We start from the raw sequence: 16,916 nt of genomic DNA, 5'->3' as shown, positions 1-16,916 counted from the left end.
ACCCGCGGCGCGTGGCGGGCCGGCGGCGTGCGCGACGGCATCGCCGGCACTCTGGTGCCCGGAGCCCCTGCCTCGTACGCGGTGTGGGAGGCCGGTGACCTGGTGGTCGCCGCGCCCACCGATACGGTCCAACGCTGGTCCACCGACCCCCGGTCCCGGGTCCCGGGACTGCCGTCGCTGACCCCGGACGCCGATCTGCCGCGCTGCCTGCGCACGGTGCGCGACGGTGTCCCCATCTATCACGCGTGATCTCGGCTCGAGCAGAACAGGATGCAGCAGTGAACCAGGGTGACGGACCGGCGACCCGGTGGACCGGCGGGCTCACCCGCTATCCGGTGGTGGTGCGGTCGGTGGCCGCGGTGTGCGCGGGTGTCCTGCTGTTCGGCAGCTTCCCCCCGCGGCCGTGGTGGTTCCTCGCTCCTGCCGGAATCGCGCTGCTGACCCTTGTCGTGCGCAGTGGGCCCCGCCTGCGGGCCGGTTTCGGCTACGGCTTCCTCGCCGGACTCGGCTTCTTCCTTCCGCTCCTGCCCTGGACCGGAATCTATGTGGGTCCGCTGCCGTGGCTCGCACTGTCCACCGCGTGCGCGGTGTACCTGGGCCTGTTCGGGTTGCTCGCCCGGATACTGGGCCGCCTGCCGGGATGGCCGCTGTGGCTCGCCCTGGCCTGGACGGCCACTGAATGGGGACGATCGAGTTTCCCCTTCGGCGGGTTTCCCTGGGGGCGCTTGGCCTTCGGTCAGGCCGACGGATGGTTCCTGCCGACGGCCGCCTACGGGGGTGCGCCGCTGGTGAGTTTCGTCGTCGCGCTGAGCGGTACCTGCGGGGCCGCTGTGGTTCTCGGGGTGCTCCGGCAGGCAGGTTCGCGCCGGGCCGCGGCGAGCGCCGGCCCGGGAGGGGCCGCGGGCCGCGCGGACAACGGCGGTGCTGCGGGCCGTGAAGAGGGCAGGATCGCCGACGGCCGCGCAGACTCGGCGACCGGCAGTGCCGGGAGGCGCGGTGGTCGAGTGGCCACGATGGCTGCCGCCTCGACCTGCGTGTTGCTCGCCGCGGCCGGGCCGGTGCTCGGAGCGACATTGCCCGGTCCACTCGCGGGCGACCGGACCATCACCGTGGCCGCCATCCAGGGCAGCGTGCCCCGTCTCGGCCTCGATTTCAATGCACAGCGCCGGGCCGTGCTCGACAATCATGTCCGCCGGACCGAACAATTGGCCGATGAGGTGGCGAGCGGTCTGTTTCCGGCCCCGGATGTGGTCGTATGGCCCGAAAACTCCTCCGATATCGACCCATTGCGCAATCCCGACGCGGCCGCGCTCATATCAGCGGCGGCCCGGCGGGTCTCGGCACCGATTCTCGTGGGTGCGGTGCTGGTCAACGGGGACGGCACCACCACCAATTCCGTAATGGTCTGGACCGCGGAAAGCGGGCCGGAGGAGCGCCACGACAAAAAAATAGTACAGCCTTTCGGCGAATACCTGCCGATGCGCGGATTCTTTCGGCTTTTCTCGGACTATGCCGACCGGGCGGGATACTTCGTCCCGGGTCACGGAGACGGAACAATTCGGGCCGCAGGTACGGAAATCGGGGTGGCAACCTGTTACGAGGTTGCTTTCGACCGCGCTTTCCGGGATTCGCTGCACTCGGGTGCGCAATTGCTCGCGGTCCCCACGAACAATGCGACTTTCGGCGACAGTGAAATGACTTACCAGCAACTGGCGATGTCCAGGGTGCGGGCGGTCGAGCACGGGCGCTCGCTGGTCGTGGCCGCCACCTCGGGGGTCAGCGCGATCATCGCCGCGGACGGCACGGTGCGGCAGGAGAGCGCGCTGTTCACACCCGAGGCACTGGTCGCCGAGGTGCCGCTGCGTGATTCGCACACCCCGGCGACGGTGCTGGGGCCATGGCCGGAGCTGTTCGCCGTATTCGTGACGGCGGCCGGTGTGGTGCTCTCGATCGTCCGGCGACGAGCCGCTAGCGGGTCGGCCGAGATCTCCACAGCGCCTGTGTCCGGCTGACCGCCGACTCGGAAACTCCTCGCCACCGGCGCGTCTGTGATAACGCATGGGCCGCCGGCGGTTGTCCGATTTGCGCACTGTTTATTTTTCGGTTGCGAGGGGTAAACAGCCCGACTCTTTGTGCGTAGTATCTAGGCAGCGCCCGGCCCCCGGCCGGGCGACAAGTTAAGCGTTCTTCTGCGTCTCGGCGTCACCAGCGTGCCGGAAATCGGACACCGTGGTCCGATGGCTGTTCCGGTTCCTCCAGGTAACCATTCGGTTTCGATTGCAATCCATTCACCGTGATGCTCCGAATAACCAGTCGTGAATCACACCCCACGGCCGGTACAGGCCGTTGCGGGCTGTTCGGGGAGTGTCGAGCTGTAGAACGGAGTGATTGATGAGATCGTCGGCCACCGGGGTCGATAGCAGTTCGTCGGCGGAAATTTCGGCCGAACCGTTTCCGCTCACACCCGCGCAGACAGCGTTGTGGTACGCCCAGCGGATTCAGCCCGAGATTCCTCTCGTCGTCGCCGAGTACGTGAAGTTTCGCGGTGATCTCGATGCGGGATTGCTGCTGTATGCGATCGAGCGTTTCGGCGTGGAGACCGAGGTCGGTCTCCAACGCATCGTCCAGGTCGACGGAGTGCCCCACCAGGTGGTCGATCCGGCGATGCGACCCGGTTGGGCCCGACTGGATCTGCGGTCCGAGCCGGACCCGCACGCGGCCGCCCTGGCATGGATGAAGAACGACGCGCGCACTCCCGTCGACTTCGATCACGACCCGCTCGTCTTCAACGCCGTACTCCGGACCGGAGATCGCGACTACATCTGGTACTCCCGGGCCCACCACATCCTCATCGACGGCTATGCGGCCATGAACGCGCTGGTCCGCACCGCGGAGATCTACACGGCCTACTACGAGGGCCGGGAACCCACGGTGTCGCGCGCGACCCCGCTGGCCGAGTTGTACGCAGGGGAGCGCGCGTACCGGGATTCGCAGCGGTTCAGCAACGATCGCGCCTACTGGAGCGAGATCCTCGACGGCGTCGGGGAGGTGGTCAGTCTGTCCACCGTGGCCAATCCGCCGGCCACCGCGGACGCGGGCCGCCGGCTCGCCACCGCGGTGCTGAGCGAGGCCACCGCGGCGTCCGTCGCGGCGGCGGCAACACAACGCGACGCGACCGATCCCATCCTCTACGCCGCCGCCATGGCCTGCTACGTCCGGTCCATGACCGGGGAGAACGACGTGGTGCTGAGCCTGCCGGTCTCCGCGCGCACCACCGTGTCGCTGCGCCGCTCCGCCGGGGTGGTGTCGAACGTGGTGCCGTTGCGGATCCGCTTCGAGCCCGCAACCACCGTCGAAGATGTCGTGCGCGTGGTGGAACGCCAGATCACCGGCGCCCTCCGGCACCAGCGCTACCGGCACGACGATATCCGCCGCGACTGCGGTTACGACCGTGATACCCGCGGTTTCTTCGGCCCGATGATCAACATCATGCTGTTCAGCAAGCCGCTGTGCTTCGCCGAATGCGAAGTGTCGGTCCATGTCCTGGCCACCGGGCCGGTCGAGGATCTCTCGGTCAACCTGTACAACGGTGACGGCGGCCGGGTCCACCTCGATTTCGAGGCCAACCCGCTGCTCTACAGTGACGACGAGGTCGCCGCCCACCACCGCCGGTTCCTGGGCTTCCTGGACCGCTTTCTCACCACCGGCGCCAACACCCCCGTCCGCGAGCTACCCGTGCTCACCGATGCCGAACAGCGGCAGGTGCTGCACACCTGGAACGATACGGCGGCCGAGGTCCACCCCGGCACGCTCGCCGGTATTTTCGCCGACCGGGTGCGGCGCTGCCCGGAGGCCGTGGCAGTGGAGTTCGAGGGTGCGGCGCTGACCTACCGCGAACTCGATGCCCGGGCCAACCGCCTGGCCCGGCGGTTGATCGCGGCGGGCGCCGGACCGGAACAGGTGGTCGGGCTGTGCCTGCGGCGCAGTATCGAACTGGTGGTCGCGATGTACGCCGTGATCAAGACCGGTGCCGCCTACCTTCCGCTGGATCCGGAGCATCCGGTGGCCCGGCTGGCGGGGATCGTGGACCGGGCCCGCCCGGTCGCGCTGCTGGTGGCCATCCGCGACGGCCTCGAACTGCCCGGCAATGCCGCACTGCTCGCGGTCGACACCGCTGATCTCTCCGGTTTCGATCCCGCGCCCGTCACCGATGCCGACCGGATCTCGCCGCTGCGTGGCGACCATCTGGCCTATCTGCTGTACACCTCCGGCTCCACCGGCGCCCCGAAGGGAGTCGGCATCACCCATGAAGCGATCGTGAACCGGCTCCGCTGGATGCAGCACCGATACCCGCTCGACGACACCGATGCCGTGCTGCAGAAGACCCCGGCGACCTTCGATGTTTCGGTATGGGAGTTCTTCTGGCCGCTGCAGACCGGTGCCCGGCTGGTGGTCGCGCGCCCGGACGGGCACCGCGATCCGGCCTACCTGGCCCGCGTCATCCGCGAGAAGCGCATCACCACAGCACATTTCGTTCCCTCGATGCTGTCGGTCTTCGTCACCGATACCGAGGTCGGCGACTGCGCGTCGCTGCGCCGGGTGTTCTGCAGCGGTGAAGCGCTGCCGCCGGCCACCGTGCGCGATTTCCACGCCGCGCTGCCGGGCCCGCAGCTGCACAATCTGTACGGGCCCACCGAGGCCGCGGTCGATGTGACCTACTGGCACTGCCCGCCGGACCCCGAAACCGTCCCGATCGGTTCGCCGGTGTGGAACACCCGCACCTATGTCCTCGATGCGGCGCTGCACCCGGTGCCGCCGGGCGCGGTGGGGGAGTTGTACCTGGCCGGTGTCCAGCTGGCGCGCGGCTACCTCGGCCAGGCGCCGCTGACCGCCGAACGGTTCGTGGCCGATCCGTTCACCCCGGGTGCGCGAATGTATCGCACCGGCGATCTGGCCCGCTGGCAACTCGGATCCGCCGGAAGCCGCCGCGGGGTGCTCGAGTATCTGGGCCGCACCGACTTCCAGGTCAAGATCCGCGGGTTGCGCATCGAACTCGGCGAGATCGAATCCGTGCTGCTGGCCGATGAGCGGATCGCCCGCGCGGTCTGTGTCGCCCACCGCACCCCCGCCGGCGATCAGCTGGCGGCCTACGTGGTGGCACGCGGCAGTGCGGGTCTGGATCCGGACGCGGTCCGCGCGGGCCTGACGCGCGCGCTGCCCGGATATATGGTGCCCGCCACGATCACCGTGCTCGACGAACTGCCACTGAACAGCAATGGCAAGATCGACCGGGCGGCGCTTCCCGTCCCGGGCCCCACCGAACGACGTGCCCGGACCGCGCCGCGCAATGAGGTGGAAGAAGTCCTGGCCACGATATTCGCCGAACTGCTGGGTGTGCCCGAGGTCGGAATCGAGGACGGATTCTTCGAACTCGGCGGCAACTCGCTGGTAGCCGCCCGCGCGGTCGCGCGGATCAACACCGCGCTCGGTACCGCGCTGACCATCCGGGATCTGTTCGAAGCAGGCACCATCGCCGAGCTGACCGATCGGTTCCCCTTCCACGAACCCGATCTCGCCTCACCGCAGCTGGTGCCGATGGTCCGCCCCGACCGGATCCCGCTCTCACCGGCCCAGCAGCGGCTCTGGATCCTGAACCGCTTCGCCGAGCACGCCGCCGCCTACAATATGCCGCTCGCTGTCCGGCTGGACGGCATCCTGGATATCGAGGCGTTGCGGGCCGCGTTGCTCGACGTGCTGGAGCGGCACGAAAGCCTGCGGACCACCTTCCCCGAATCCGGCGAGGGTCCGTACCAGCGAATCCATCCGGCGGCCGACGTCGGGCTCTCGCTCGAGGTGATCGAGTCCGACAGTATCCGGGTCACCGGGGCGGCCGCCGATTTCGTCTCCCGGCCGTTCGATCTGCGCACCGAATTCCCGGTCCGGGTCGCCCTGTACGCCCTCGACGACGACAGCCATGTCCTCGTGCTGGTGCTGCACCACATCTGCGGGGACGGCTGGTCGGTCGCGCCGCTGGCCCGCGATCTGACGACCGCGGTCGAGGCACGAGTCGCCGGTAGGGCGCCGCAATGGACTCCGCTGCCGGTGCAGTACGCGGATTTCGCGCTGTGGCAGCGAGAACTGCTCGGCGAGGAATCCGATCCGGGCAGCGCGCTGAGCCGGCAGGTCACCCACTGGCGGGCCGAACTGGCCGGGCTGCCCGATCAACTCGACCTCCCGCTGGACCGACCGCGTCCCGCCCGCCGCTCCACCGGAGGCGGGCGGGTCTCGTTCACCATCCCGGCCGGAACCCGCCACGCGGCCGCGGAACTGGCGGCCGCGCGCGGAGCCAGCATGTTCATGGTGGTACACGCCGCACTGGCCACGCTGCTGGCCCGTCTCTGCGGTAGCACCGATATCGTCATCGGCACCCCCATCGCGGGCCGCACCGATCCGGCGCTGGACGAACTGGTGGGAATGTTCGTCAACACCCTGGTGCTGCGTACGGAGGTCGATCCCGGCGCCGATTTCGGCCGGATGCTCGATATCGTCCGGGAAACCGATCTGAACGCCTTCGCCAACGCCGATGTTCCGTTCGAGCGGCTGGTCGAGGTGGTGAACCCGGAGCGCTCCGGGGCACGCCATCCGCTGTTCCAGGTGATGCTGTCCTACGACAACGCCGGTGAGCTCGAGCTGGCGCTGCCGGGGGTGCGCACCGAGATCCTGCCGCTGGACGGGGCCGTCGCGAAATTCGACCTCCAGCTCGAGATCCACGACGACAACTCCGGTGGTGAACTGCACGCCGAAATCGGTTACGCCGGCGATGTCTTCGACGAGCGGACCGTCGCCGCGATCGCGCGCAGGTTCGTCGCCGTGCTGGACGCGGCGGTCGGCAACCCCCGGCGGCCGGTCGGCGATATCGAGGTGCTGGAGCGGCGCGAGCGCGCGAATCTGGTTCCGCTGGCGGGCGGGCCCGCCGAACCGCCGGTGCTGCTGGCCGATCTGCTCGGACGGTCGGCGGTCAAGGATCCCGACGGGGTCGCCGTCCGCTACCGCGGGCGGGACACCACCTACCGCGAGCTGGACGAACGCGCGAACCGGTTGGCGCGGCTGCTGATCGAGCAGGGCGCCGGGCCCGAGACGGTGGTCGCACTCGCGCTGCCGCGAGGTCTGGAAGCGATCACCGCGGTATGGGCCGTCGCCAAGACCGGCGCCGCCTATGTTCCCGTCGATCCCGCCTATCCCGCGGACCGGATCGCCCATATGCTCACCGATTCCGGCGCCCGGCTCGGGGTCACCGGCCGGGAGCAGGTCGCGACGCTGGCGGACGTGCCCGCCGCCGTGGAATCCTGGCTGATCCTCGGCGCACCGGATATCGAAGCCGACTGTGCCGCCGTATCCCCGGCGCCGATCACCGATGCCGACCGGATCACGCCGCTGCGGGCCGCGCATCCGGCCTATCTGATCTACACCTCCGGTTCCACCGGCACCCCGAAAGCCGTCGTCGTCACCCACGCCGGGCTGGCCTCCTTCGCCGCCGAACAGTGCTACCTGTTCGGTGTCACTCCGGCCGCGCGCACCCTGCACTTCTCCTCGCCGAGCTTCGACGCCTCGGTGCTCGAACTGCTGCTCGGGTTCGTCTGCGGGGCCACCGTGGTGATAGCGCCGCCGGATATCTACGGCGGTGCCGAACTGGCCGAGCTGCTGCGGGCCGAGGCCGTCACCCACGCGTTCGTCACACCCGCCGCCCTGGCCACGGTGGATCCCGCCGGGCTCGATCAGCTGCGCAGTGTCATGGTCGGTGGTGAGGCGTGCAGTCCCGAACTCGTGGCGACGTGGGGCGACCGGTACCGCATGCACAATATGTACGGCCCGTCGGAGGCGACGGTGGCGGCCACCATGTCCGGCCCGATGCGGCCCGGCCGCCCGGTGCCGCTGGGCCATCCGGTGCGCGGTATGCGACTGTTCCTGCTGGATTCCCGCTTGCGGCCGGTACCGCCCGGCACTCCGGGCGAGCTGTACGTCTCGGGCCCCGGGGTGGCCCGCGGTTATCTGGGCCGGCACGCGCTGACCGCGTCCCGTTTCGTGGCGAGCCCATACGGCCGCCGCGGCGAACGGATGTACCGCACCGGCGATCTGCTGGTCGCCGACCGGACCGGCCGGCTGCGGTTCCTGGGCCGCGCCGACGATCAGGTGAAACTGCGCGGCTTCCGGATCGAACTGTCGGAGATCGACCACGTCCTGCGCGGTCATCCCGGGGTGCGGTCGGCGCTGACGGTGGTGCACACCGACGCGCACGCCCGGCAGCGGCTGGCTGCCTATGTCGTCGCCGACACCACGGTGGATCCCGCCGCGGTCCGGGCGGCCGTCCGTGGGCAGCTGCCCGCGTACATGATCCCCGACGCGGTCACCGTGCTGCCGGAGTTCCCCAAGACGCCCTCGGGCAAGCTGGATCGTAAGGCGCTGCCCGAGCCGGTGTTCCTGAACACGGGCACCACTTCCCGCGCCCCCGCCACGGAGGCCGAACGCCGGGTCGCCGAGGTCTTCTCGGAGGTGCTGGGCTGTGCGGTGACCGGCGCCGAGGACCCGTTCTTCGATCTCGGCGGCAACTCGCTGCTGGCGACCCGGCTGGTCGGGGAGCTCTACGATCGCTTCGGGGTGGACCTGCCGGTCCGCACGGTGTTCGAGGCCCCGACCGTCGCGGCGCTGACCGAACAGTTGCTGCGGACTCCGGCCACCGCCCGGATCCCGCTGACCGCCTACGATCCACGGCCCGCGCGATTGCCGTTGTCACTGCCACAACAGCGGCTGTGGTTCCTCAACCGGTTCGCTCCCGAGTCCAGCGCCTACAACATCGCGTTCGTTCTCGATATCGACGGTGCGCTGGACGTACCCGCGCTCCGGGCGGCGCTCGGCGATATCATCGAACGGCACGAGGTCCTGCGCACCGTCTTCCCCGCCGACGGCGACGGCGCCCAGCAGCGCATTCTGCCCGCCGCATGGGCGCTGCCCACCCTGGAACCACAGGAGACCGATCACGCCGGGGCCGAGGCCGCACTCCGGGCCACGGCCACGACAGGTTTCGATCTCACCGCGGTGACGCCGTTGCGGGCGATCCTGCTGCGCACCGGGCCGGACCGCTACCGGCTCGGTGTGGTGCTCCACCACATCGCCGCCGACGGCTGGTCGATGGGGCCGCTGATCGGTGACCTGGCACTGGCCTATCAGGCCCGCCGCGGTGGAACCGGGCCGCAGTGGTCACCGCTGCCGGTGCAGTACGCCGATTTCGGCCTCTGGCAGCGCGAGCACCTCGGGAGTGAGACCGACCCGGACAGCCTCGCCGCCCGCCAGCTCGGCTACTGGCGGGACCAGCTCGCGGGCCTGCCCGACGAACTACCCCTGCCCTACGACCGCCCCCGCCCCGCCGAACCCGAGCAGACGGCCGCCTCGGTCCGCCGTACCATTCCCGAACCGGTGCGCGACGCCCTGGTGCGGCTGGCCCACGCCGAGGGCGTGAGCCCGTTCATGCTGCTGCGTTCGGCGCTCGTGGTCCTGCTGCGGGCGGTCACCGGCGGCCGGGACATCGCCATCGGTACGCCGGTCGCCGGGCGCACCGACCGCCGGCTCGGCGAGCTGGTCGGGATGTTCGTCAATACGCTCGTCCTGCGCTCCACTGTGGATCCGGCCCGCCCGTTCACCGATCTCCTGCGCGGGGACCGGGATACCGAACTCGCCGCGCTGGCGCACGCCGATATTCCCTTCGAACACGTGGTGGCCGCGCTGGGCCACGATCCGCGTGCCACCGCGCGCCATCCGCTGTTCCAGGTCGCGCTCACCGTGCGCGACACCCCGGTGCCCGACCTGGAATTGCCCGGGCTGGCGGTACGGGCGGCCCCGCTCGATATCGCACGCGCCAAGTTCGACCTGGAGTTGCGTGCCGGTGATCTCACCGACGGCGACCTCGAATTCGTCTACGCCGACGAACTGTTCGACGCGGCCACCGTCGAGACGCTCGCGGACCGCTTCCTGCGGGTGCTCGCCGCGATCGGCGCCCGGCCCACCGTGCCGGTCGGCGATATCGACACCCGCACCGATGCCGAACGCGATACCTTGTGCCCGGCCCGCGGTCCCGCCCCCGGGATCCCGCGCACCCTGGGCGCCCTGTTCGGTGCCACCGCGCTCGCCCACGGCCCGCGCCCGGCACTGTACGAGGACGAGACGGTGCTCACCTACGCCGAGCTCGACCGGCGCGCCAACCGCCTGGCCCGCGCGTTGATTCGGCGCGGGCTCGGTACCGGCGACAAGGTCGCGCTCGGGCTGACCAGGTCGGTGGATTCGGTGACGGCCATGCTCGCCGCCGCCAAATCCGGGGCCGCCTTCGTCCCGGTGGATCCCAACTACCCGGCCGAGCGCGTCGCGCATATGCTCGCCGACTCCGGCTGCTCGGTCGGTATCACCCGCAGCGGCCACGCCGAACGGCTCCGCGCGGCGGGCGGTAGCGAGATCGACTGGCTGCTGCTGGATTCCCCTGCGGGCCGCAGTGAGATCGGCGGTGCGGCCGCGGGCCCGGTCTCCGACGGCGACCGGCTGCGCCCGGTTCGGGTCACCGATGCGGCCTACCTGATCTATACCTCCGGGTCCACCGGTACCCCGAAGGGTGTCACCGCGACCCACGGCGCGCTCGCCGATCTGGCCGACGAGTTCCGGGACCGGCTGGCGGTCAACCCGACCGCGCGCACCATGCATTTCTCTTCGCCGAGTTTCGATGCGGCGATGCTGGACCTGCTGCTCGCGATCGGGGCCGGCGCCGCCATGGTCATCGTGCCGCCGGAGGTGTACGGCGGTGACGAACTGGGCGAATTCATGACCCGTAACGAAATCACCCACACCTTCATCACCCCCGCCGCGCTCGCCACCATCGACCACGACCGCTGGCCGCTGCCGGCGCTGCGCAGTCTCATGGTCGGCGGCGAGAATGTCGGCCCGGAGTTGGTGTCGCGCTGGGCGCCCGGCCGTCGCATGTTGAACGCCTACGGGCCCACCGAGACCACCGTCGTGGTCTCGGTGACACCGGTTGCCGCCGGTCATCCGGCGGGGCTGGGCGATCTGATCCGCGGCACCCGCGCGCTGGTGCTCGACGAACGCCTGCGGCCCGTACCCGCGGGGGTCCCCGGTGAGCTGTACCTCGGTGGTCCCGGGCTGGCCAGGGGTTATCACCAACGTTCCGGGCTCACCGCGGCCCGATTCGTCGCCGACCCCTACGGTCTGCCGGGCGCCCGGCTCTACCGCAGCGGCGACGTGGTGCGCTGGACCCGCGACGGCGGGCTGCGGTATCTGGGCCGTAGCGACAACCAGGTGAAGATACGCGGGTTCCGGATCGAGCTCGGCGAGATCGCCGGCGCGCTCACCGCGCATCCGGACGTGCACTTCGCCCATGTCGAGGTGCGCCGGCTCGGCGATTCGGACCGGTTGGTCGCCTACGTCCATCCGGCCGATCCCGCGCGGCGCCCCGACCCCGAGAAACTGCGCGACCACCTGAGCGCTCGCCTACCGAGGCATATGGTTCCGGCCGCGTTCACGCTGCTCGACGAGATCCCGCTGACCCCGGTGGGCAAACTGGATATCGCCGCGCTGCCCGAACCCCGGGCGCTGCCCGCCGCCGCATCCGGCCGTGCGCTCGGTTCGGACACCGAACGCCGGATCGCCGCGATCATGGGCGACCTGGTGGGCGTGGCGGTCACCGATGCGGACGAGAGCTTCTTCGATATCGGCGGCAACTCGCTGCTGGCCACTCAGCTGGTGGGTCGCCTGGAGGCGGCCACCGGGGTGCGACTGCCGGTGCGTACGGTGTTCGCCGCCCCGACGGTCGCCGAACTCGCGGCCCGCCTCGACGGGGAATCCGCCGGTACCACAGCCGCTCTCGTGCGGCGGACTCGGCCCGAGCGCATTCCGCTCTCACCGGCCCAGCAGCGACTGTGGTTCCTCAACCGGTTCGGCGGCTCGGACACCTCGGGCGGCGCGTACAACATCCCGGTGGTGCTGCGGATGCGTGGTCCGCTCGATCACGCGGCGTTGCGCGGCGCGCTGCACCGGGTGCAGGAACAGCACGAGACCCTGCGGACGGTCTTCCCGGAGATCGACGGGGAACCGGTACAACGGGTGCTCGACGCGGCCGACGCCGCGGTCACGCTGCACTCACCGGTGGCCGGCGACGCGGGCCACGGTGCGGCGATCGAACGGTTCATCACCCCCGGTTTCGATCTGTCCACCGAGATACCGCTGCGGGCCGCGCTGTTCGTGGTGGCGCCGGACGAGCACATCCTGGTGCTGGTGGTGCACCACATCGCGATGGACGGCTGGTCGCTGGCACCGCTGGCCGCCGATGTGGCGTCGGCCTACCGGGCGATCCGGCTCGGCGCCCGGCCGGACAACGACGCCGAGCAACTCCAGTACGTCGACTACACCCTGTGGCAACGGGAACTGCTCGGCAGCGAGGACGATCCCACCTCTCCGATCCGGCGGCAGCTCGACTACTGGCGCACCAGACTGGAGGGGCTGCCCGAACTGCTCGCCATCCCTGCCGACCGCCCGCGTCCACCGGTGCCGTCCTACCGCGGCGGCACCGTCGAAGAGCGGGTCGACGCCAGGGTCCACCGGGAGCTGCACAGCCTCGCCGCGCGCCACGATGTGAGCCTGTTCATGGTGTTGCATGCCGCGCTGGCGGTGTTGCTGCACCGGTTGACCGGCGTCGGCGATATCGCCGTCGGTACTCCGGTCGCCGGCCGCGGACGGCCCGAACTGGACCGCATGATCGGCATGTTCGTCAATACGCTGGTCCTGCGGACCCCGGTCTCGCACGACGACCGTTTCACCGATCTGCTCGATACCGTGCGCGATACCGATCTCGATGCGTTCGGGCACGCGGAACTGCCGTTCGAGCGACTGGTCGAGGTGCTCAACCCGGTTCGTTCCCAGTCCCACCACCCACTGTTCCAGGTGATGCTGTCGGTGCGCGACGAACCGGTACGCGCGCTGGAACTCCCGGGGCTGAGCATCGAGGCGATGGATATCGACGCCGGTATCGCGAAATTCGATCTCCAGTTCACCCTCACCGAATGCCGTGGCGCCGATAGGTCGCCGGCCGGTATCGGCCTCGCGGTGAACTACAGCGGAGATCTCTTCGACGAACCGACCGCGGCCCGGCTCGGCCGCCGCTTGGTCCGGCTGCTCGGCGCGATCGCCGCCGACCCGGCCGCGGTCATCGGTGATCTGGAACTGCTCGAACCTGCGGAGTGGTCGGCGCTGGCGCCGCTGCGTCGTGCCGATCCGGACCAGCCCTGCACTCTGGCCGAGGTGTTCGCCGCCGCGGCGAATGTCGACCGGCGGGCCGTTGCGCTCGCCGGTGCGGGCGTGGAGGTCACCTATGATGCGCTCGATCGCTGGAGCAACCGGCTGGCGCGGGTGCTGGTGGGCTACGGGGTGGGACCGGAAACCCTGGTGGCACTGGGAATTCCCCGTACGGTCGAATCGGTGGCCACGGTCCTGGCGGTGACCAAGACCGGTGCTGCCTTCCTCCCGGTGGACCCCGGCTATCCGGCCGCGCGCATCACCCATATGCTCTCCGATTCCGGCGCCGCCCTGGGCCTCACGCTGACCGAGTACCGGGAGCAGTTTCCCGAAGGAGCCCACTGGCTGGCCCTCGACGATGCCGAGGTCCGCGAACAGGTGCTGCGAGCGTCCAGCGCTGCGCTCACCGATGCCGACCGGATCACCCCACTGCGGATGGACAATCCGGCCTACGTCATCTACACCTCCGGTTCCACCGGAACCCCCAAGGGCGTGGTGGTCACCCACCGCGGACTGTCCAATTTCGCGGCGGAGACGGCGCAGCGCTTCGATGTCCGGCCGGGCAGCCGCGTCCTGCATTTCGCGACCCCCAGTTTCGACGCCGCCATGCTGGACCTGCTGTTCGCGCTCGGCGGCGCGGCCACCCTGGTGCTCACCCCGCCGGGGGTGGTCGGTGGCGCGGAGCTGGCCCGGGTGCTGATCGCGGAACGGATCACCCACGCCTTCATCACCACGGCGGCCCTGGCGACGGTGGATCCGGAAGGGGTCACCGATTTCCAGCACGTCCTGGTCGGTGGCGAAGCACTGCCGGCCGAAGTGGTGGCGCGCTGGGCGCCGGGCCGCAACCTGCACAACGTCTACGGACCGACCGAAACCACCATCGTCACCGTGATGTCGCCGCCGCTGGTGCCGGGCGGCCCGATACCGATCGGTGAACCGATCCGCGGTGTCGCGGCCATGGTTCTCGACGTCCGGCTGCGTCCGGCGCCGCTCGGGGTCACCGGCGAGTTGTACCTGGCCGGTGGAGCGCTCGCCCGCGGATACCACGACCGGCCCGGGCTCACCGCCCAGCGCTTCGTGGCCAACCCCTTCGGGAAACCCGGAGAGCGGATGTACCGTACGGGCGACCTGGTGCGAATCCGTGCCGGCGCGGACGGCGGCCCCGGCGATATCGAATACGTCGGCCGGACGGATCATCAGGTGAAGATCCGCGGCTTCCGCATCGAACTGGGCGAAATCGACGCGGCGCTGAGCCGACATCCGGCGGTCGAGTTCTCCTACACCGCCGGGCATCGCACCGCCGCGGGCGCGACCGCCCTGGTGTCGTATGTGAAGGCCGCCGCGGGCACCACCGCCGCCGAACTCACCGCGCACGTATCCGAGCTGGTGCCCAACTACATGGTTCCGCAGTCGATCATGCTGATCGACCGGTTGCCGCTCAACCCGGTCGGCAAACTCGACCGGTCCGCTCTGCCCGAGCCGGTGTTCACCGCGGCGGAAGGGTACCGGGCGCCTGCCAACCCGGTGGAGGCCGCGCTGTGCGACATCTTCGCCGAGGTTCTCGGCGTCGACCGGGTGGGTGCCGGGGACGGATTCTTCGAACTGGGCGGTAATTCGCTGCTCGCCACGAAGGTGGTCGGCCGGGCCCGGGAGGCCGGATACGACCTGCCGATGCAGTTGCTGTTCGGCGAATCCACCCCGGCCGCGCTGGCCGCCCGGCTCGGCGACGGTACCGCCGCCGATGCCATGGAACTGGCGCTGGCTCCGCTGCTGCCGTTGCGCCCCGGCACCGGTACCGGCCGGCCGCCGCTGTTCTGCGTGCATCCGGCGATCGGGTTGTCCTGGTGCTACGCCGGCCTGCTCGCCGAACTACCCACGGATCAGCCGGTCTACGGTCTGCAGGCACCGCAGGCGAGCGGGAAGCCGGGGTTCGGTTCCATCGGCGAAGCGGCCGAGCACTACATCGCCCATATCCGCACCGTCCAACCGCACGGGCCCTACCAGCTGCTCGGCTGGTCGCTGGGCGGTCTGATCGCACACGAGATCGCGGTGCGGCTGCAGGCGGCAGGAGAGGAGGTCGCGCTGCTGACGATGCTGGACAGCTATCGGCTCTCCGATGATCTGGCCGTCGACGCGGTACCCAGCGTTGCCGAGATCCTCGGCGAGTTCGGCGGCGACCTCGTCGCCGACGGGGCGCAACCGTCGCTGGCCGAGGCTGCCGAACTGTTGCGGTCGCGTCCCGGCCCGTTCGCGGCACTCACGGTGGACCATCTGGAACGGCTGTACGCCGGCTACGCCGACGGCACCGTCCAGGCCAATGGCTTCCGGCCCGGTGTGTTCGACGGTGATCTGCTGTTCTTCGCCGCCGGCACCGACCCGGTGAACCGTGCCGCGCCCGATCGTCGCCCGCAGGCCTGGCGGGATTTCGTCACCGGCGCCGTGCACGCCCGTGAACTGGCGTGCACACACGCGGAGATGACGACCCCGCAATCGCTGGCGGTGCTCGGACCCGTCCTCCGGCAATACCTGCGCGGGGCGGCCACGGAAGCACAGCCCGGTATCGAAACGAAGGAGAACGCTCAGTGAAGCCCGCGGTACAGATCACCGGTCTGGTGAAGTACTACGGCCGCGTCCGCGTTTTGGACGAGGTCGATATCGAAATCCCCGAGGGCACGGTGCTGGGGCTGCTCGGCCCCAACGGTGCGGGTAAGACCACCGCTGTCCGGATCGTCACCACCCTGCTGCGTCCGAACGCCGGATCCGTCCGGGTCGCCGATATCGACGTCCTGCACGATCCGGCGGCGGCCCGCAAACTCATCGGATTGTCCGGCCAGTACGCGGCGGTGGATGCCAACCTCACCGGTTACGAGAATCTGCGGATGGTCGCGCGGCTCTACGGGATGTCGCGCGAACGCGCCGTCTCGCGGGCTCGGGAACTGCTGGAGGTATTCGGGCTCGAGGATGCCGCGGACCGGCGAGCCGGAACCTATTCCGGCGGGATGACCCGGCGCCTCGATCTGGCCGGCGCCCTGGTCGCTCGTCCACCCGTGGTGGTTCTCGACGAACCGACCACCGGACTGGATCCGCGCGCCCGTAACGATATGTGGCGGGTTATCGGCGAACTCGTCCGCGACGGCACCACAGTCCTGCTGACCACCCAGTATCTCGAGGAAGCCGACCGGCTCGCCGACCAGATCACCGTGCTGGACAAGGGCCGGGTCATCGCCCGCGGTTCGGCGGACGAACTGAAATCCTCGGTCGGCGGGGACCGGCTCACCGTCACGTTGAGTTCTGGACAGGATCCGGCGGCCGCACTGCGGGTCCTCGCCGAGATCGGAATCGGCGAACCCGCACACGAAGCGAGCGTCGACGAAGTATCGGTGGTGGTCGGCGACGGTTCCCGCACCATGGTCCAAGCCCTGCGCCGGCTCGATGACGCAGACGTGGACGTCGTCGATGCCCGGGTGCACCGGCCCAGCCTCGACGACGTCTTCCTGTCCATCACCGGCGCCCCGGCCGCGCCGGATCCCGAGCCGGAAACCAGTGACGTTCCCGAGGAGATCATGTCGTGA

At 69.9% G+C, this 16,916-nt stretch carries 3 protein-coding genes and 1 pseudogene; all 4 read left to right on the top strand.

Annotated elements, in window-relative coordinates:
• A pseudogene (locus NS4_RS32600) lies at nt 1–249 on the top strand (amidohydrolase); the annotation flags it as partial.
• A 29-nt stretch (nt 250–278) separates the two neighbouring features.
• The gene (gene lnt / locus NS4_RS07480) at nt 279–2,012 is read left to right on the top strand and encodes an apolipoprotein N-acyltransferase (RefSeq protein WP_063058774.1); all 1,734 of its coding nucleotides are present in this window, start codon (nt 279–281) and stop codon (nt 2,010–2,012) included.
• A 379-nt stretch (nt 2,013–2,391) separates the two neighbouring features.
• Entirely contained in the window at nt 2,392–15,930 is a 13,539-nt protein-coding gene (locus NS4_RS07475) for a non-ribosomal peptide synthetase (protein WP_084486994.1), read from the top strand.
• On the top strand, nt 15,927–16,916 hold the full coding sequence (locus NS4_RS07470) for an ATP-binding cassette domain-containing protein (protein WP_063058773.1): 990 nt from the start codon (nt 15,927–15,929) through the stop codon (nt 16,914–16,916). The genes NS4_RS07475 and NS4_RS07470 overlap by 4 nt, the downstream gene beginning before the upstream one ends.

This window comes from Nocardia sienata NBRC 100364, from assembly GCF_001613205.1.
Classification (GTDB): Bacteria; Actinomycetota; Actinomycetes; order Mycobacteriales; family Mycobacteriaceae; genus Nocardia; species Nocardia sienata.
The sequence above is the reverse complement of the archived record's forward strand: the minus strand, read 5'-3'. Positions and strand labels throughout refer to the sequence as shown.

Bases quoted from the DNA above. Each gene is read 5' to 3' on its own strand.
- NS4_RS07475 (WP_084486994.1), top strand. From the start codon at position 2,392: ATGAGATCGTCGGCCACCGGGGTCGATAGCAGTTCGTCGGCGGAAATT.